At 41.3% G+C, this 19213-nt stretch carries 18 protein-coding genes; 9 read left to right on the plus strand and 9 right to left on the minus strand.

The window, feature by feature from the left end; all coding sequences use genetic code 11:
• Positions 1 to 30: 30 nt before the first annotated feature.
• Positions 31 to 1740 (plus strand): glycosyltransferase family 39 protein, encoded by a 1710-nt coding sequence (locus QZT69_RS14755; RefSeq protein WP_294676364.1) that lies wholly within the window; start codon positions 31 to 33, stop codon positions 1738 to 1740.
• Between the two features lie 19 nt (positions 1741 to 1759).
• Here the strand turns inward: QZT69_RS14755 and QZT69_RS14760 are convergent, their stop codons facing one another.
• Genes QZT69_RS14760 through QZT69_RS14770 form a run of 3 tightly spaced genes read right to left on the minus strand, consistent with a single transcriptional unit; the run spans position 1760 to position 5099 of the window.
• Complete coding sequence (locus QZT69_RS14760; protein ID WP_294676370.1) at positions 1760 to 3832, minus strand: hypothetical protein; 2073 nt, start codon at positions 3830 to 3832, stop codon at positions 1760 to 1762.
• On the minus strand, positions 3819 to 4643 hold the full coding sequence (locus tag QZT69_RS14765; protein WP_294676377.1) for a hypothetical protein: 825 nt from the start codon (positions 4641 to 4643) through the stop codon (positions 3819 to 3821). The genes QZT69_RS14760 and QZT69_RS14765 overlap by 14 nt, the downstream gene beginning before the upstream one ends.
• Positions 4644 to 4649: 6 nt before the next feature.
• The gene (locus tag QZT69_RS14770) at positions 4650 to 5099 is read right to left on the minus strand and encodes a hypothetical protein (protein ID WP_294676384.1); all 450 of its coding nucleotides are present in this window, start codon (positions 5097 to 5099) and stop codon (positions 4650 to 4652) included.
• 55 nt (positions 5100 to 5154) lie between these two features.
• On the opposite strand from QZT69_RS14770, the gene QZT69_RS14775 reads away from it, so the two are divergent.
• Positions 5155 to 6261 (plus strand): PHB depolymerase family esterase, encoded by a 1107-nt coding sequence (locus QZT69_RS14775; RefSeq protein ID WP_294676393.1) that lies wholly within the window; start codon positions 5155 to 5157, stop codon positions 6259 to 6261.
• Positions 6262 to 6322: 61 nt separating this feature from the next.
• Here QZT69_RS14775 and QZT69_RS14780 read toward each other — a convergent pair whose 3' ends face one another.
• The 4 genes from QZT69_RS14780 to QZT69_RS14795 form a co-directional block, all read right to left on the minus strand.
• On the minus strand, positions 6323 to 6550 hold the full coding sequence (locus QZT69_RS14780; RefSeq protein ID WP_294676400.1) for a hypothetical protein: 228 nt from the start codon (positions 6548 to 6550) through the stop codon (positions 6323 to 6325).
• 75 nt (positions 6551 to 6625) lie between these two features.
• Positions 6626 to 7798, minus strand: a complete 1173-nt coding sequence (locus tag QZT69_RS14785) for an OmpA family protein (RefSeq protein WP_294676406.1) — start codon at positions 7796 to 7798, stop codon at positions 6626 to 6628.
• 1 nt (position 7799) lies between these two features.
• Positions 7800 to 8837 (minus strand): uroporphyrinogen decarboxylase, encoded by a 1038-nt coding sequence (gene hemE / locus QZT69_RS14790; RefSeq protein WP_294676411.1) that lies wholly within the window; start codon positions 8835 to 8837, stop codon positions 7800 to 7802.
• Between the two features lie 89 nt (positions 8838 to 8926).
• Positions 8927 to 9601, minus strand: a complete 675-nt coding sequence (locus QZT69_RS14795; protein WP_294676418.1) for a uracil-DNA glycosylase — start codon at positions 9599 to 9601, stop codon at positions 8927 to 8929.
• Between the two features lie 55 nt (positions 9602 to 9656).
• Between QZT69_RS14795 and QZT69_RS14800 the strand changes: the two genes are divergently transcribed.
• The 3 genes from QZT69_RS14800 (at position 9657) to QZT69_RS14810 (ending at position 13335) form a co-directional block, all read left to right on the plus strand.
• Positions 9657 to 10535: a PorP/SprF family type IX secretion system membrane protein gene (locus QZT69_RS14800; RefSeq protein ID WP_294676431.1), complete on the plus strand. Its 879-nt coding sequence runs from the start codon at positions 9657 to 9659 to the stop codon at positions 10533 to 10535.
• Between the two features lie 91 nt (positions 10536 to 10626).
• Positions 10627 to 11514, plus strand: coding sequence for a PorP/SprF family type IX secretion system membrane protein (locus QZT69_RS14805; RefSeq protein ID WP_294676432.1), 888 nt, complete (start codon positions 10627 to 10629; stop codon positions 11512 to 11514).
• Between the two features lie 216 nt (positions 11515 to 11730).
• The gene (locus QZT69_RS14810; RefSeq protein WP_294676438.1) at positions 11731 to 13335 is read left to right on the plus strand and encodes a peptide chain release factor 3; all 1605 of its coding nucleotides are present in this window, start codon (positions 11731 to 11733) and stop codon (positions 13333 to 13335) included.
• 52 nt (positions 13336 to 13387) lie between these two features.
• On the opposite strand, the gene QZT69_RS14815 is transcribed toward QZT69_RS14810, so the two are convergent.
• A complete protein-coding gene (locus QZT69_RS14815; RefSeq protein WP_294676442.1) occupies positions 13388 to 13825 on the minus strand; it encodes a type I restriction enzyme HsdR N-terminal domain-containing protein in 438 nt (145 codons plus the stop codon).
• A gap of 139 nt (positions 13826 to 13964) precedes the next feature.
• Here QZT69_RS14815 and holA point away from each other — a divergent pair, with 139 nt between their 5' ends.
• The 4 genes from holA to QZT69_RS14835 all read left to right on the plus strand — a co-directional run bounded on the left by holA (position 13965) and on the right by QZT69_RS14835 (position 16707).
• Complete coding sequence (holA, locus tag QZT69_RS14820) at positions 13965 to 14963, plus strand: DNA polymerase III subunit delta (RefSeq protein WP_294676457.1); 999 nt, start codon at positions 13965 to 13967, stop codon at positions 14961 to 14963.
• The gene (locus tag QZT69_RS14825; protein WP_294676464.1) at positions 14963 to 15643 is read left to right on the plus strand and encodes a 16S rRNA (uracil(1498)-N(3))-methyltransferase; all 681 of its coding nucleotides are present in this window, start codon (positions 14963 to 14965) and stop codon (positions 15641 to 15643) included. The genes holA and QZT69_RS14825 overlap by 1 nt, the downstream gene beginning before the upstream one ends.
• A gap of 4 nt (positions 15644 to 15647) precedes the next feature.
• A complete protein-coding gene (locus tag QZT69_RS14830; RefSeq protein ID WP_294676467.1) occupies positions 15648 to 16304 on the plus strand; it encodes a DUF4159 domain-containing protein in 657 nt (218 codons plus the stop codon).
• Positions 16305 to 16455: 151 nt separating this feature from the next.
• Positions 16456 to 16707 (plus strand): GlsB/YeaQ/YmgE family stress response membrane protein, encoded by a 252-nt coding sequence (locus QZT69_RS14835; RefSeq protein ID WP_294676474.1) that lies wholly within the window; start codon positions 16456 to 16458, stop codon positions 16705 to 16707.
• A gap of 172 nt (positions 16708 to 16879) precedes the next feature.
• Here the strand turns inward: QZT69_RS14835 and argS are convergent, their stop codons facing one another.
• Positions 16880 to 18775: an arginine--tRNA ligase gene (gene argS, locus QZT69_RS14840; RefSeq protein ID WP_294676480.1), complete on the minus strand. Its 1896-nt coding sequence runs from the start codon at positions 18773 to 18775 to the stop codon at positions 16880 to 16882.
• Positions 18776 to 19213 lie beyond the last annotated feature (438 nt).

Consider the following 19213-nt stretch of genomic DNA (forward strand, 5'->3'; position numbering starts at 1 on the left):
TTCAGCAGATAAAGTTATCTTCAACACCAAATGAAAACGATCCTTATTGCAATTCGGGATTACTACCGAAATCACACCACTTTGTGTAATCTTTTCCTATTGGTTGGCTGGCTGATTATCAATCTTATTCAGGCTGCTTTTACTGGATTGGCACATGATGAAGCTTATTATTGGATGTATTCCAAAAATCCGGATTATGGATATTTCGACCACCCGCCTGCGATAGCGCTTTTAATTAAGACGGGATATGCAATATTTCACAATGAACTCGGTACCAGACTGCTGATTGTGTTAATGGGGACACTATTTCTTTGGTTTACCTTTTTGTTGACTAATTGCCGTAACTTTTTGTTGTTTTTCATTCTGGCCAGCTCTATAAGCTGCCTGGAAGTATATGGATTTATAGCAGTTCCGGATGCACCATTATTGTTTTTCACTTCAACATTTTTTCTATTGTATAAGCGATGGTCAGAAAACAATAGGCTTGTAGATGCTCTTTTACTGGGACTTAATATTGCGGCATTGCTCTATTGTAAATATCACGGTTTGTTAATTATTTTCTTTACACTGATCTCTAATCTCAGCTTATTGAAAAAGAAACAGTTCTACTTAATTGTTACAATATCTGTAGTAGCCTATCTTCCGCATATAATCTGGCAAATAAATAATGATTATCCATCTTATCAATATCATGTGCTGACAAAATCTCAGGATCCTTATAAACCGTTTGATTCATTGATATTTGTATTGGGGCAGTTGATGATTGCTGGTCCATTTACCGGGATTCTTCTTTTTTTTAGTGCCTTCAGGTATCGTGTTCAGAGTTCGACAGAAAAAGCATTGAGATATACTTTCATAGGTTTCATGGTGTTTTTCCTGCTTTCAACTTTAAATGCACCGGTTGAGGCGAATTGGACTGTTGCGGCATTTGTTCCGATACTTGTTTTGAGTTACAATTACATAGCTTCAACAATCCGATTGAAAAAATGGTTGATCGGGCTTTCAATGATATCTTGTATCTTATTCTTGTTTATCAGAATAAATCTCGCTTTTGATATTGTACCGGCAGTAGGAAGTAAATTGATACCTGAATTTTATGGTTGGAAAACGTGGGCAGAACAGATCGAAGAGAAAGTGGGTGATACACCGGTTGTTTTTGCAAACTCTTATCAGAAAGCTTCCAGGTATAGCTTCTATACGGGGAATGTTTCCCTGTCTCTCAATAATATTCAGTACCGCCGCAATCAGTTTGATATTTGGAATATTGAAGATAGGCTCCAGGGAAAAAGAGTTGTTTATATTCCGAATTGGAAGATTGAAGGAGACAATGTCCATACTTTTCAGACCAACAAGGAAGAAATTCAATATGTTACGATTGACAATTTTCGTTCTTATGCTAAGATCAATATTACTACTCCTCAACCAAGATATATTTTCAAAGCAGGTGATATCATTCAGATTCCTTTAAAATTGAAAAATAATTATGGCAAACCAATTCACTTTGGAGAAAATCCGGATTATATGGATTGGTTGGAATTCTGCGTGTTTCATGAAGAGGAGCAAATAGGTGAAGAGAAGATATTGTTACTAAATGGTATGACTCTCTTTGACTCATTGGAAACCAGCACTTCATTTTCAGCTCCATATCAAAAAGGAGTTTATTATCTGCGCATTTCGATTAGGCATGGGTGGCTTCCTCCTGGAATTAACAGCCGATTGATACGGATAATAGTTGAATAATTACGACCCTCGTTCTATTTCAGAACGAAACCCGCAGCTGAACTGTAATGTCAGATTTCTTCGATCCCTTAATCTCCTCTGGCCCGGAGCTGATGACGTTCCTATTGGCGTATAAAAATGTTCCGTATCGGATCCATAAGTCGCAATGTCTCAGGAAAGAAAACCGGATAAGGGCGTAAGCTCTCGATCCCTGGTAATAGTAGGCAGGAATGGAAAATACATATAGTGCATTGTTTTCAAAGGTGTAAATGCGTGTGTCGTAGCTGTCTGTGTCGAACAAAGCATAGCGGAGCGTTAAATCGAAAGGTAGTTTTTTGGGTTTGAACAATAAATCCTGGGTAAAGATCCATCCGTCTTCGGCAGCATTGCTTTTTCGATTAATGGTCACATATTCCACACGGCTTTTTAAAGTAAAGCTTTCCAGTACTTTGTATGAAAGGTTCAGGCGGTAATTGTTTTGAACGACATCTTCAATAGATGTAATGGTTCCGTCTGAATCCCTCGAATTCTTTTGCCGGACCTGCTGTCGGAAACGCGCGTATAATTCAAAGACTTTATTAGGTTTGTAGGTCGGCTGTACTAAAAACTCGTATCCTTTGGATGGTGCGTCCACCTGGTATTTGATCCAGGGGAATTTAAAAAAGTCAACATAAGAACTCACAGACCAGGAAGGGGCCAGTTTTACCTTTATCCCGGAGAACAGTCCGCTTTCATTCTGCGTATTACTTCCTTCCGAAAATCCATTGTTGTAGAATGAATAATATCCTTTGGAATAGTTTCGGTAAATAACAGAAACGGAAACACTCGGGTCTAAAATAGCCATTAAACCGTGCAGTTGGGCAAACGATTTGGAATGTGTGCTGTAGGAAACTTCTCCGAAGAAGTTGAAATTCCTCACCACAAAGTTGTAATCGCCGCTTATGGCAGTCGTTTTTGTACCTCTGAATGCATAGAGGTTATACGGAACGGTGTCTCTTTGAAGCGGTTGATTGTATTGTTGGTTTACAACCGCAATTCCTGCATTGAAGCGGGTGGAATTGTAACTCAAATAATTCCCGATAACCTGTTCGCTCAATTTGTTCTTTTTGGCAATTTCACTATTGGTTCTGTGCAGGCCAGATAAATCGATGGTAGTGACAAATTCCAGGTCGTCCGTTAAAGAATCATTGATTCCCGAACCGTCTATTTTTTTATTGCTGTAGAAGGTTAGCAGGTTCCATTTTTTATAACCGATTATAGCTGCCCCGCCGCGAAAAAAGCGGTTTTCGTCAACAGAAGTGTAAGGTCTTAGCAGGTTAGCCGCTTTTTTGGAGGAAAAAATATCGGCGCTTTTTCCGAAAGCATACCCGCTCCATGTATTCAATCCCTGTCCTATCTGGATCTGATAATCACCCGCGGCGACAGCCCGAACGTATTTTCCCCCCTTGTAAAATGCATGAAAAGAGTAATAGTCGAAACCGTTTTTTTGAGAACCTTTGAAGAATTCCTCACCGGGATCTTTTTCAGCAGTAAATCCCAGACTGATATTGGTCCGGTAAGTGTAGCGGAATCGGGTGTAGTACCTGTCAGCATTGCCGCGGTAATAACTGTTTGAGTTATTCAGAATTGAATCAGAAACGGCAGTATATCCTTTTTTTCGTTCCAGGGTCCGCTGATAGCGTGTGTACCATTCAATTTTTCCGTTTTTAACAGCGTCTTTAAAAGTGATGTGCATACTCTCAAGCCTATCATCGACTTTTACGAATGGAAGTACGAGGAAAATGGTGTTCAGGTCCCAATATTTCAAGGATTGGAGTTCATAAATACTGATAAATTTCCCGAACCGTTCCACATGCAGCAGCGCATCCGTAATCTGGACTTCTGTCAATAATCCTAACGAGCGCAGTTCGTCGGGGGTGGTATTGTTCAGGTTGATGGGGTTGTCGTAGAAATAATTCAGCTGATCAAAGATATTGGTCAGGTCCAATTCTTCCGATTCGGATTGCTCGGCAATAAATTCAACCCGCTGCTGGATAATCTCATTTCGTTCCTGTCCGTAAAGGAAAGAACAGGTACTGATGAAAAAAAGAAGTAACAGGCTACTTTTTCTCATGCTCTTTGAATTGATAATTTAAACCGAAGTTTGGTGACCACCCCAGTGTTTGGTGATACTTTGAACCGAGATCGATCGAAAAACCGGAAACTTTGTAGCCCAGTCCGAGAGCAAATTCCATGGGTGCGCTTTGAGCTCCGAAACGAATGTAAAGTGACTGAACCGGTTGGTATTCGATGGCACCTTTAAAGGAAATTTTGGTGATGACCTGTTTCTCTACTTCGGCAAAAATCGATACCTTTTTGGATGGGCGATAGTGGCATCCTCCGCGCATAACAGTTGTAAAACGGTCAGTAATCGGATGAATGCGCTGTCTGCCAATATTCATCACTGAGACGCCAACGCTCCATTTTTCTGAAATTTTAGCCAAAATACCAGCTTCTACTGTTCCGCTGATCGTTGAACCATAATTGCCTCCAAGTCGCAGAGTTTGAATATTCCCCTGGACTCCGACCTGCAGGAAATCAGTAAATTTCATACTGTATCCCAATCCTGCGCGTGTATTTCGGTATTGCTGGTATCCGAAGAATTGTCCACCGGCAGAAATCACCCCGACTTTTAGGGGAATTGCAACGGCTAAGGCTTGAGTTTGGAGTTCTTTCGTTAGGAAGCGCGTTTCGTAATAAGCTCCGATTGAAATGGTTTTAATGGAAGCTGTAGCTCCCGGATTGTGGTGGTAGGCCCAGACATCATCGAGGCACACGCTTGCATTTGATAATGAAACGGCTCTTGAACCAACCGGGTTCCACCCTTGTCCGAGTGAGAAAAAAGAATGGGTGAATAATAGCAGTAGTAGTAGTAAAAGTCTCATCCTGTTTTATTTTGAGAACAAACGATGTTTGAGTGGGATATTTCGCTTAAAATAATCTTCTTCGGTGATAAAAAACCAGTTGTTTCCGGCATCTGATGAAATGGCATACAATTCATAGTTCTTATCGAACTCTTCACGGGAATCCTTGCTTATCGTGTATTTGCGTTCGATCCAGTCGCCCTGGGACTTCATATCTTTGAATAATGGGTTGTATAAATTAACCGAATTTTCTCCAATCTTGTTGCTGAAATGTGCGATAAAATTCGAATCTCCCAGTGATGAGTAATGACGCACAACTGCAGGGTGACTTAAACCGGCATATTCCAGCGTATTATTCTCATTGTATGCCCGAATGTATTTAGACAACTGTTTGTTGAGCCTGTTCTCTTGTTCTGCCGACAAGGTACATGAAAACACAAGTAAAAGAAGAAGGATGAAATTTAAAAGTTTTAGCACGGATAATCCCTTTTGTTTGTGACTAAAATTAAATTATTTTTGACAAAAATCTACTATGAAAAAAATCTTTACACTGCCTGTATTTGTATTTAGCCTGTTTGCAGCATTTGCACAGCTTACCAATGAGACCATTTCGATAAATGGCGTGACCCGATCCTATAAATTATATATCCCTTCAGGATTCAATGTACAGACCGAAAACCCGGATATGATCATCATCATGCATGGTTTGGGAGGTACGAACTCTGATATGGTGGGCGCAGGGTTTAATTTCATTGCAGACACAGCTCGTGTTATTGTAGTTTATCCGCAGGCTTTAAATAACAGCTGGGGAATGGCAGCCTGGAATAATGGGACTATGCTGGGAAGTACAGCGGATGATCTGAGCTTTATGAACGAACTGATCAATAAAGGGCTGAGTGATTACAACGTGAATCCGGCTCGTGTTTATGCAACCGGTTTTTCCATGGGGTCAATTATGTCCCACCACATGGCTTGTGCTATGAATAATCGAATTGCGGCTATCGGTGCAATGGCGGGTACAATGCCAACTTCAGATATCAGTTCTTGTGTTCCGGCATATAAAACTCCGGTTATTCACTTGCATGGAACGGCAGACGGAACTGTTCCCTATGATGGGTCGGCACTACCTTCTTTGAGCCTGGTTCCCCAAACGATCGATTTTTGGAGAGGAGTTCACGGTTGTGATGCTTCGGCGGATTCTACACGTCTTCCGGATACCGGAACAGATACCATAACGATTGACCGTTTTGTGTATGATAATTGTAATCCGTCAGCTTCATTGGAACTGTGGAGATTCAATGGTGCGGATCACGTTTATTTGTACCAGCCTGTGAATGACATTACAGAAATGATCGAAGTATGGTTATTCCTTAGAAAATGGACCCATTCAAATCCTACGACTCTTGGTTTGGAGGACAAGGAGCTTTCACCGGTAAAAATCAGCCCGAATCCTTCTACAGGATTGGTTCATATTACAACTGAGTATACCGGGAAAATCCAATTGATGGATTTAAAGGGAGGAGTGGTTTTTGAACAGCAGATACAGGCCGGAGATGCTGTTTTGAACCTGGATGCATTGAATAAAGGAATTTACCTGATGCGTGTTGGTGAGGAAACTCACAAGCTTGTTTTGAACTAAGTCAAACAAATCATAAGTAAAAAGTCCATTCGCTTCAGATAAAACCTGGCGGATGGATTTTTTATTGGAAGTATTTCTCGATTTCTTCTTCGCTCATCGGAACATAGTTGAAAGAGCAAGAGATCATATCCCGGATGCGGAGTTTCTCCGGGAATTGTATGGCCTGAATCGTTTGGTATTTGGGCTGATCCTGTGAGAAAGTCACTTCGATGAATACATCCTCACTTTCAATTTTATAAAAGCGGTTGAATCCGTCGAGTTTGCGGTAAACGGGGAAGATTGTTTCCATGATTGAAAGCACTGTAAAAACGTAGGGGCGTCCCGCACATGCGGGACGCCCCTACGTTATTATGAATAATTTGTATTAAGTAACTCTGAAGACAACGCGTCTTCCTTTTGCTAATTTTAAGTCATCGTCGTCACCTTCCTTGATTTCCGGGCTAGGAACTTCACTTCCTTTGCTTTCGGATTTCAACCTGCCTGCAGCAATTCCTTTGGACTGTAAGTATTCTTTGACAACCTGGTTGCGCTTGGTATCCATATCGGCGTAGAAATCTTTTTTCTCAGCCAATTTATCTTCTTCTTCGTTGTTGTGTCCCATTACCGTAATAGTCATGTTCGGGTTTTCAGTCATCACTTTTGCTACGATATCCAATGCGGCTTTTGCCTGTTGTGTTAAGAACGTTTTCCCGAATCCGAAGTAAATTTCTTGTTTCTCAATGCGGTCTTTCGTTGACATTTTATCATTATCCGCAACTTGTTTCATGTAAACGGTTGTAGACAATTCATTTTTGTCTTTGTCAGCATCATAACATTTACAATCCTCGTCTTTATCAAGCATTGTAACCACTACATCGTCAATGTAATAATAAGCTCCGATTACCTGTGTGACTTTTGAGTCTTTCGGCTTTTTGTTTACCTCATATTTGGTGTCCTGATCAGAAGTAAAGTTTCCGATTGTCAGGAATTTCTCACCACCTTCCGCTTTGTAAGAACCACACACTTTTTCCCAGTTATAAGTGGCATTGAAAACTTTGTTATCAGGATGCTGGATTTGAGTCTGATCGATCAAATGCACTTTCTGGTCCGTACCGAATTCTTTCTTGGAAATATTTGCTCCGATTTGGTTGCAGGAATATTTCGAAGCCTCAGACAAGGAAACATAAAAAGAGATACAATATGTAACATCTTTTTTCAAAGGTGTTTTTAATTTGGCAGTAATATATGTTCTTGGCAGCTTATTTCCGTAAGAAAAAGCAAATATACCTGCATAGTTTTCACCTTCTTTCGGAGTTTCTTTTCCGTAAGCATTATCCGGAGCGGCCACAGCGGGAACTTTAGAATCGCTTAAAAAGTAATCGGCTCTTGCTCCTGTAGGAGATTTCCATCCTGTTGCCAAATCAATTTGACCTAACTTTTTCGGTTTCCCTGCATTGGATTCAAATCCTCCGTTATCAATAAGGTTATCTCCTTTTTGAGCGGATGCAATAAGTGGTAATCCAATCAAAGCACCTAATGCAAGTTGTTTTAGTTTCATACTATTTGGTTTCATAAGATTTTACAGTTTTAATGAATGTTTTAACCTTTTCTGGGTCGACATCCGGATAAACACCGTGGCCTAAGTTAACAATATGTCTTTTATTATTACCGAACGAATTTAACATTTTTATTGTTTCAGCCTCAATACTTTGGTGAGAACCGTATAATGCACAGGGGTCTAAATTACCCTGCAGCGTTCTGGAATCACCAACTAAAGAGCGCATCACAGGAATATCCATGTTCCAGTCGAGCCCAATCGTGTTACAATCTAATTTGGCTAAAGCAGGAATGGATGTGATAGCTCCTTTCGAAAATAAAGTAACCGGAACATCTTCAATAGCTGTAGCTATTTGAGACAAATAGGGAAGTGAGAAAGTCGCGTACTGCTCTGTTCCTAAAATTCCAGCCCATGAATCGAAAACTTGTATCATACTTGCTCCGGCTTTAACCTGTGCTTTTAAATAAGCGATTGTAACATCTGTGATGTGTTGTAACAATTGATGTGCCAAAGTCGGATTGGTGTACAAAAGCTTTTTAGCTTCGCTGAATGTTTTTGAGCCATGGCCTTCAACCATGTAGCAAAGAATGGTCCAGGGTGCACCTGCAAATCCGATTACCGGAACACGTCCGTTCAGTTGTTTTACCGTCAAACGTATTGCTTCCAGAACGTAGCCTAAACGATCTTCGATATCAAAGTCAAATTCCAAACGTTTGGCTTCTTCTTCCGAACGGATCGTATGCTCGAACCAGGGACCGCGTTTTTCGATCATCTGGTAAGGAATATTCATCGCTTCCGGGATTACCAGGATATCTGAAAAGATTATCGCAGCATCCACATCCAGGATATCAACCGGCTGAATGGTCACTTCCGCAGCCAAAGCAGGGTTTTCCACCAATTCTTTAAATCCGCTCACACTTTCGCGAACAGCACGGTATTCCGGTAAAATCCTTCCTGCCTGGCGCATCAGCCAAACCGGGTAACGTTCAATGTCTTCGCCTTTTGCAGCGCGTAAGATCAAATCATTTTGCAAATTCATCGGTGCAAAAGTAATAAAAACAGTAGGGGCGAAAAATTTTTCACCCCTACTAATTCAAATTTTATGATCATTTTCACATGATTAATGAATCATGCCCATTTGATTTCGGTTTTTCCTTTCTCGCTCAGAATTTTGTTAATTGTTGAAAAAGGCTTGCTCCCGAAAAATCCGCGGTAAGCAGATAATGGAGACGGGTGTGGAGCTTTGAGTATGAAATGCCTGTCCGGATTTACCCTTGCAGCTTTGGCTTGTGCCGGAGATCCCCACAACACAAATATGACACCTTCGAGTTGGTCATTGATGGTTTGGATCACTTCATCTGTAAACTTCTCCCATCCCTGGTTGGCATGTGAAAGCGGTTGGCCTTCACGGACCGTGAGAATTGAATTCAGCAATAAAACACCTTGCTTTGCCCAATGGTTTAAATCCCCGTTTGGTGGTGCCGGAATTCCCAAATCATCTTCCAGCTCCTTGAAAATGTTCTGCAAACTTTTGGGCAATGGCCGCACGTGTGAATCACAGCTGAAACACAATCCGTGAGCATGTCCTCTTGTCGGGTAGGGATCCTGTCCCAAAATAACTACTTTGATCTGATCAAACGGACAGCTGTCGAAAGCCCTGAAAATATACTTTCCTTCCGGGAAGATCTGGTTTGGAAAACGACCATATTCCTGCTTGACAAATTGAACCAGGTTTTCAAAATAGGGGGCCTCAAATGAAGCCTGAAGCACCTTTTCCCAGGATGGATGTATCGAAACTTTCATTTGGCTAAATTAATTAATCTGTTTTTACTATGTTCGCGATCTAAATTGAAAATAAATGAACTTACCAAGCCGAATCATCCCTATAATTATTTTCCTGCTTGCATCCAATTTTTCTAACGGACAACAAGAACCAAGGAGTTCGTTTTTCTGGAATAACTATATGCACACCAATCCCGCGATGACGGGAGCAATTTATAAGCATCATGCGAATGTGCAGTGGCGTACCCAATGGACAAGTACCAGTGGTGCACCGAATACCTTGTGGGCAAATTATGCTGCGAAATTGGACAAAATCCACAGTGGAGTCGGAGTGAGTTATGAATACAATGCGACTGGATTAAGTAATTGGCAAACGGCATTAGTTTCCTATGCTTATCACATTCCGATCAAGAACCTGTTCTTATCACTGGGGGCGTCCGCAGGCATTAAAAGTTTTAATCCGTGGGGGATGGATGAAAGTATAAAACCTGTGTTTCAAAGTGATTTCGGTGTGGCATTGCATGCTGAAAAATGGAATGTAGGTTTAAGTGTGACTCAGTTAAACGGTGCATCTTTTAGGTATTTATTTTTGACCTTGAAAGAAGAACCGCATATTTGGTTGTTTGCAGATTACGCTTTTCAAGTAGGTGAGAAATGGAAATTAACTCCAAGAATTCAGTCATATAGTGATTTGAATCAGATTACTTCCTCCATAGCTCTTATTGCAAGCTTCAAGGATAATTTATGGTTGGGTGCTACTTCTTCCATTCCCGGTAGCGGAGGGATATATGCAGTTGGGCCGATGATTGGATACGATATCGCCGGAAAGTTTCGGTTGGGGTATACCTATGAGTTAAACCTAAGTCGTTCTCAAGCATACTATCCTGGTGAGAAATCTGAAGTTATTCTTTCTTCAGGATCCCATGAAATTATTTTATCCTATCAATTGAAATGATTTCCTTTTCAATAATGGATGTATCGAAACTTTCATTTGACTAAATGAATTAATCTGTTTTTACTATGTTCGCGATCTAAATTGAAAATAAATGAACTTACCAAGCCGAATCATCCCAATAGTTACTTTCCTGATTACTTCCATTTTTTCTAACGGACAACAAGAACCAAGGAGTTCGTTTTTCTGGAATAACTATATGCATACCAATCCTGCGATGACGGGAGCAATTTATAGGCATCATGCAAATGCACAATGGCGGGACCAATGGACAAAAGTGAATGGTGCTCCAACTACTTTATGGTTGAACTATGCCATGAAACTAGATTCTATCAATAGTGGAATAGGAGTCAGTTATGAGTACGACGCCGGTGGTATGTCCAGATCACACACGGCTTTGGTGTCTTACGCCTATCATCTTCCGATAAAAAATATGTTTTTGTCTTTTGGAGCTTCTGCAGGCCTAAAAACTATGAAAATTAAAGGATCTGATTTTATTTTTTCATCACAAGTTCCGGAAGACCCACTGTTTTTTAAAGACAGGTCGCTGAATCCGGTTTTTCAATGTGATTTTGGTATTGCCATGCATGGTGAGAACTGGAATACAGGTTTTAGCATTACCCAATTAAATGGGGCTGTATTTCGTGATAAGTATAGTTCATATACATATAAGATAGTGCCACATTATTGGTTGTTCGGGGATTATACTTTTCAACTGGGAGAAAACTGGAAGCTGACTCCACGAGCACAAGTTTACACAGATATGAAAAAAGCAGCCTCCACGATTGCACTTGTTGCAACAGTAGATAAAGATATCTGGTTTGGTTTTTCCGGACATTTAGCTTCCGGAAATATTTCTGTGAGTCCAATGGTTGGATATGATATTGTTGGTAAATTCCGCATCGGTTATATTTATGAATACCCTATCAACAGCACATTCGGTAGTACCCATGAAATCATCCTTTCCTATCAGTTGAAGTAGCAGTTTTTGAATAAACCAAAAATTGGCACAATTGATTTTTAACTCCCGGAATTCGAGAATTCGCTTGTTCGCTAATTTGCGAACACTTTTTAAATTAAATAATTGATTTTCAAATGTTTAATTTTTTTGACTGATAATTAAAAAAGAGTAATTTCCCTGGTAGTTCAGCATTTTTTCATTTAATTGAACTACTTTTGCATCCTCAAAAAAACAATCATGAGCAACGACGTAGAAATTGAAAAGCGCAGAACCTTTGGAATTATCTCGCATCCCGATGCAGGTAAAACAACCCTGACTGAAAAGCTATTGCTTTTTGGAGGTGCCATTCAATCTGCCGGTGCCGTGAAAAACAACAAGATCAAGAAGACAGCTACTTCGGATTTCATGGAGATCGAAAAGCAACGTGGAATCTCGGTTGCAACTTCCGTAATGGCTTTCCAGTATTCCGGAAAACAGATCAATATTTTGGATACTCCGGGTCACAAGGACTTTGCAGAAGATACTTACAGAACACTAACGGCTGTTGATAGTGTGATCCTGGTAATCGACTGTGCCAACGGTGTGGAGGAACAAACCAAGCGCTTGATGGAAGTTTGCCGCATGCGTAAAACGCCGGTAATTATCTTCATTAATAAAATGGACCGCGAAGGAAAAGACCCGTTCGAACTGCTCGATGAATTGGAGTCTTCCCTGGACATTAAAGTACGTCCTTTGGCCTGGCCAATCGGAATGGGAGACCGATTTAAAGGAGTTTACAATATTTACGATAAGAATATCAACTTATTTGCTGCAAATAAAACCAAGATCTCAACGGATGTTGTTTCACTTTCTGATATCAATTCCTCGGAATTAGATGAACTGGTGGGAGAAAAGCCAGCGGCAGAATTGCGCGAAGAATTGGAAATGGTGGAAGGTGTTTACGATGCTTTTGACCGTGATTCATACCTGGCAGGTGATGTTGCACCGGTATTTTTCGGGTCGGCAGTAAATAACTTCGGTGTCAAAGAATTATTAGATACGTTCGTACGTATTTCCCCATCCCCAAGAGGAAGAGATACTGATGCAGGACGCATGGAGCCGGCTGATAAAAAATTCTCCGGATTTGTATTTAAGATCCACGCGAACTTAGATCCGAAACACCGTGACCGTATTGCTTTCCTGCGCATTGTTTCCGGGAAATTCGAGCGAAATACGTTCTACAACCATGTTCGTTTGGATAAGAAATTCAAATTCCCTAACCCAACTTCCTTCATGGCCCAGGATAAAAGTGTCATTGATGAAGCTTTCCCCGGAGATGTAATCGGTTTGTATGATACAGGGAACTTTAAGATCGGTGATACATTGAACGAAGGAACACCTTTCATGTTTAAAGGAATTCCAAGTTTCTCCCCGGAATTATTCCAGGAATTGGAAAACCTCGACCCGATGAAATCCAAGCAGCTGGAGAAAGGGATTACCCAGTTGATGGACGAAGGAGTGGCCCAAATGTTTATTCAGCAGCCTGGTAACCGAAAAATTATCGGTACGGTAGGACAGCTTCAATTCGAAGTAATTGCATACCGTCTGGAACACGAATACGGAGCGAAATGCCGTTTTGTGCCTAGAAATTACCACAAAGCCTGCTGGATCACAACCGATAACGAAGCGCAGTTAAACGACTTCAAGCGTGCGAAATCGCAATACCTGGCAAAAGACAAAGACGATAACCTGGTTTTCCTGGCAGAAACATCTTTCTTATTGCAAATGGCAGAAAAAGATTACCCGGATTTGACATTCCACACAACCAGCGAATTCAAACTCGAGGCGAAACACGCGAATTGATTATATTCACTGTAGGAACGCGAGGCCTCGCGTCCCTACAGTTTTTGTTTTTTTATAATTCCGGTAACTCGTTCAGGTAAACCTCCGGATTCTTGCATTCCACAATCACGTGGTTCAATCCGTTCGTCATCCAGAAATAAGCGGCCTTGCTTTTTTGAATGTAATTGCTTGTCTGCAGGAAAACCTTTTCATCCAGATTAATTTCCGAAGCCTTGCATTCCACGATCAGTTTCGGATTGCCGAAAGAATCAACCACTACAATGTCACAGCGCCTGTTCTGGCCGTTGATCTTTAATAAATGCTCACTGTTAATACGTTCAACAGGCGTTTTTTTATGATCGATGAGGTAATGTATGACGTGCTGTCTAACCCATTCTTCCGGAGTCAGCAGTAACTTCTTCCGGCGGATAATGCACCACACAAAAAAATCTTCCTTCTCTTTCGAAAGTTTGAGTTGTGCAGAAGGCAGATTCAACGAAGGATACGACATAATTAATTACAAAATTACGAATTCCTAATTACCAATCGGAAATTTGTAATGACGGAAAACTTTCCGTCTCAATTGATATTTCGACCAATAAATAATCCCATAATTCGTAATTCGTAATTCGTAATTCGTAATTTTGAGTATGGATTACAAAGCACTTCTCAAAGACATCAAAAACGGTGATTTCAAGCCTTTATACGTGTTGCATGGCGAAGAGCCGTATTTCATCGACCTGGTCTCAGATGCAATCAGTGAAAATGCGGTAGACGAATCCGAAAAAGATTTCAACCTGGCGGTTTATTACGGACGTGATATTGATGCTTTGACACTCATGAGCGAAGCCCGCAGCTTTCCGTTCATGGGAACACGCAAAGTAGTCGTTGTCCGCGAAGCACAGGATATGAAAGACATTTATGAACTGGAAAAACTGCTTCCGAATTTGGTGGAAAGCAACATCCTGGTTATTTGCCATAAATACAAAGCACTCGACGGAAAGCGCAAGTTCACCAAAGAAATTGCGAATGTTGGAGTGAATTTCAAATCAGAGAAAGTCAAAGATTACAACCTCACGGAATGGATCGCTTCATACGTCCGCTCCGAAGGATATGAGATTACTTCGAAAGCAGCTTCTTTGCTTGGAGAATTCCTGGGGAACGATTTGTCGCGCATTGTCAACGAACTGGATAAACTGGCTATCGTTCTTGAAAAAGGGACCAAAATCTCAGATATTCACATCGAGGAGAATATCGGTATTTCGAAAGATTACAACGTATTCGAATTGGTAAATGCCATTGCCATCCGGGATACTTTAAAAGCATTCCAAATAGCTGATTACTTTGAGAAAAATCCGAAAGATCACTCCATTATTGTGGTGATCCCATCCGTTTTTAAGTTGTTCACCAACATGATGCGTGTGCATTTCGCTCCGAACAAATCCCCGGAAGCAATTGCCTCTTCGGTTGGGCTGCATCCCTTTGTAGCGAAAGAACTGATCCGCAACTGTCCGAATTATCCCCCGAAGGTTTTAGCGCGTAATGTGGAGATTTTGCATAATTACGATTTAAAAGCAAAAGGAGTGGGGAACAGCTCCACTTCAGACGGTCAGTTACTGAAAGAAATGTTGGTCCAAATACTCAATTAATGAGACGTTTTTTCCTTTTACAAATTCCCGATTCGGAAACATTTCACCTTCCGGAAGAAGAATCCAAGCACATCGTCCGGGTCTTGCGTTCCGAAGTGGGGGACCAGTTCCTGTTGTTGAATGGGAAAGGGTTGATTGTAACAGCAGAGATTACAGACGCACATCCCAAAAAATGCCAGGTAAAAGTGGTGTCCAAAGAAACGAAGGTCCGTGCGGGAAATGGGTTTCATTTGGCAATTGCGCCAACGAAGAACCTTGATCGCATGGAGTGGATGGTGGAAAAGATCGTGGAGATCGGAGCAAGCAAGCTGACTTTCTTAAACTGCGATCGTTCTGAACGCGTCCAGTTGAAGCTGGACCGTTTGCAGCGCGTTGCCATTTCTGCCATGAAACAGGCACAACATGATTTTTTGCTCGAGATCGAAGGATTGCAAAGCTTTTCCGATTTTATTGCAAACAACCCGAATGGGGGAATTGCACATTGCATGGACGGAGAGAAGAAATCCGTTCGTGAATTGAACTATCCGTCACGAATTTTAATCGGCCCGGAAGGAGATTTCAGCGAGTCGGAATTAAAACTGGCTTTGAAACATGGATACGAAGCCGTACATTTGGGAGAATCGCGCTTGCGGACAGAAACCGCCGGAATGGTAGCTTGTGTATTGGCAGTTAATAGTTAAGAGAATGAAAATAGGATTAATAATCACCACGCTTTGTTTGAGTGCGATCGGATTCGCGCAGGGAAGTTATCAAATTGCATTTCTGAAATATAGTGGAGGGGGAGATTATTATGCCAATCCTACAGCTTTGCCGAATCTGGCCCAGTTTTGCAATGTAAATCTTGGAACAACCATTTCGAAAGAAGCCCCTTATGTGGATGTCGGAAGCCCGGAATTGAGTTTGTACCCTTTCATTCACATGACAGGTCATGGAAATGTTGTTTTTTCACTGACGGAAGCTGAAAACCTGCGAAACTACCTGCTTGGAGGCGGATTTCTTCATATCGATGATAACTACGGAATGGATAAATTTATCCGCGAAGAATTGAAAAAAGTATTCCCGAATAATTCCCTGGTGGAACTTCCTTTCTCACACCCGGTTTTTCACCAGAAATATGATTTCAACGGCTTGCCAAAGATTCATGAGCACGATGGTAAACGACCGCAGGCTTTCGGAATTATTATTGAAGGAAGATTGGTTTGTCTGTATACTTTTGAAACCGATTTAAGCGACGGCTGGGAAGATCAGGCGGTCCACAATGATTCCGAAGAAAAACGTAAACAAGCCCTGCAAATGGGCGCAAACATCCTCATGTACGCGTTCCTGGGGGGAAAGAAATAGTAGTAGGGGCGAAAAATTTTTCGCCCCTACTACATATAATGTTTTGTACCCTCTTTCTCATTCTGTCCTTGTTAACAGATGCTAAAACCCTTTTTTCTTTCACCGCTTTTAGCTACATTGATATCAGTTCACATCTAAAAAATAAGAAGTTATGAGTTGGTTATGGGCATTAATAATAGGGGGTGTTGCCGGTTGGTTGGCAGGAGCGATTATGGATAGCGACAGAGGCGGGATTTTCTTCAATATTATTTTAGGAATTCTCGGAGGTATCGTTGGTACCTGGCTGTTCGGGTTGCTGCACATTTTTGCGCCCGATAACATTTGGGGAGTATTATTGACTGCAACGGTGGGGGCAGTTGTCATCATTGTAATAGCCCGCCTGATTACAGGAGGTAAAGTGTAATAAAAAACTGTGGGGGCGTGATATTCCGCGTCTGCCAAGTACAAATTGTCCGCTCAAAGCGGTACGATTTGGGTGTAAAAAGAACGGGTCTCGGCTTAGCCGAGACCCGTTTCTGGTTTTATTTGTTGGTGGGGCAAGCGATTAATCACATACCCACCGAGATTTTTATGAATTACATTCTATTTGGAACTGTGATTCCAAGTAAATTCATCGAACTCTTAATGACCTTTGCAACGTTCTGACTAACCGTCAAACGCAGGGCTTTTTGATTTTCATCCGTTTCGCTGAGAATCATCACGTTTTGGTAGAACTGGTTAAATAACTTCACCAATTCATACGTGTAATTTGCTACAACAGAAGGAGCATACGTTTTTGCAGCTTCTTCGATAATCGCCGGATACAAAACCAATTGCTTGATGATTTCCTTTTCGGAAGCACCAATTTCAGTATTGATATCCAGTTTGAAACTGTTTGCTTTTCCAAGAAGTGACTGAATACGTGCATGTGCATACTGAATGAACGGACCGGTGTGGCCATTCAATTCAATAGATTCCGCCGGATTGAACATCATGCGTTTTTTCGGATCGACTTTCAATAAATAATATTTTAAGCCGCCCATCCCGATTGTTTTATACAAACTTTCACGGTCTTCATCACTCATTCCGTCCAAATGTCCACGTTCTGCTGTCATTTCTTTAGCACTTTCTATGACTTCATCCATCAGATCGTCCGCATCGACAACAGTCCCTTCACGAGACTTCATTTTCCCTGAAGGAAGATCTACCATTCCATAGGATAAATGGAAACACGATTTCGCCCAGGAATAACCCAATTTATCCAGGATCAGGAACAACACCTTGAAATGGTAGTCTTGTTCATTACCTACGGTATAAATAATTCCGGTCAGTTCCGGGTAGTCGTTGAATCGGTCAACGGCAGTACCCAAATCCTGTGTCATATACACGGAAGTTCCGTCTGAACGCAGTAATAATTTGTGGTCAAGCCCGTCACCTGTCAGGTCGATCCAAACGGATCCATCTTCTTTTTGGTAGAAAACGCCTTTGCTTAGGCCCTCATTTACCAGGTCTTTTCCAAGAATAAAGGTGTCAGACTCGTAGTACAAACGATCGAAATCAACTCCCATCTTCTCATAGGTCTGGTTGAACCCGTCATACACCCAGCCATTCATAGTTGTCCAAAGCAGGTATACTTCCGGATCTCTTCCTTCCCAGCGAACCAACAGGTCTTTTGCCTCGCGCAAAATGGAAGTTTCGTTTTTAGCCAGTTCTTTGATCTTATCATCCAAACCTGCAACTGCTTTTTCGTCTTTACCGGCTTTTGCTTCTGTGAATTCGTGGTACTTAGCAATGGAAGCTTCAGAATAACCATCGAAATTCCCGGCATTCCATTGAGCAATAATCTCTTTGGCCTCTGCATTGAATTGCTTGTCGAATTCTACGTAGTATTTTCCAACCAGTTTATCACCCTTCATGCCTGTGTTTTGAGGATTCTCGCGTTCCCCCTTTTCATTCGGGGGTGAGAATTTCTGCCAGGCAAGCATGCTTTTGCAGATGTGTATTCCACGATCGTTGATGATCTGTGTTTTGATGACTTTGTGACCGTAAGCGTCTAATATTTGTGCAACAGAATAACCCAGGAAATTATTTCGCAAATGTCCTAAGTGCAGCGGTTTGTTGGTGTTCGGTGAGGAATACTCCACCATGATTTCCGGTTTGGAGTTCTTTTCTGCCAACCCAAAAGATGCGTTTGAATCTATTTCTCTCAGTTGCTGTGTCCAGTAGTTATTCGGGAAACTTAAATTTAAGAATCCTCCGATTATGGAATAATCACTGATACAGCGAATGTCGTCCCTTAAAAAATCACCAAGTACTTTTCCAATTTCCTGCGGGGCTTTGCCAGCAAGTTTCATTAAAGGGAACAATACCAAAGTAGTATCGCCCTCGAATTCTTTTTTTGTTTTTTGAAACTGAATCAGCGAGTCAGAACATTCGAAACCAAATAACTGACTGGATTTCTCAATAATTGCCGACTTGATTAAATCTTCCATTAGGACTATTTTATTGTTTGTTTATTAGATATTCAAATGTTTCTGCCGCAGCAGATTCAAATGTTCAAATGTTCAAATGTTCAAATTGAACGGTTTAAACCTTTGGAACCCCTTTGAACTTTTTAACTATTCAACGCAGTTGTAACAGATTCCAATAAGGAGAAAGCCGTTTCTGCCATTGTATTTTCTTTATTGTCCAGGCACGGGTTTACTTCAACGAATTCAATGCAAACCGTTTTTGGATCCTGAGCCAGCAAAGTTAATATTTCTTCCGCTTCTTCCGGGAAAATACCGTTTCCTACAGGAGTTCCTGTTCCGAAAGAAGTGATTTCCGGATCCATGGAATCCACATCAAATGAAACGTATATAATCTGTCTCTTATACACATCTCCGAGCCCACGAGACGGACTCCTATCTCGTATGCCGTCTTCTGCTTGA

It is taken from the genome of uncultured Fluviicola sp., from assembly GCF_902168135.1.
In the GTDB taxonomy this organism is placed as follows: Bacteria; Bacteroidota; Bacteroidia; order Flavobacteriales_D; family Crocinitomicaceae; genus Fluviicola.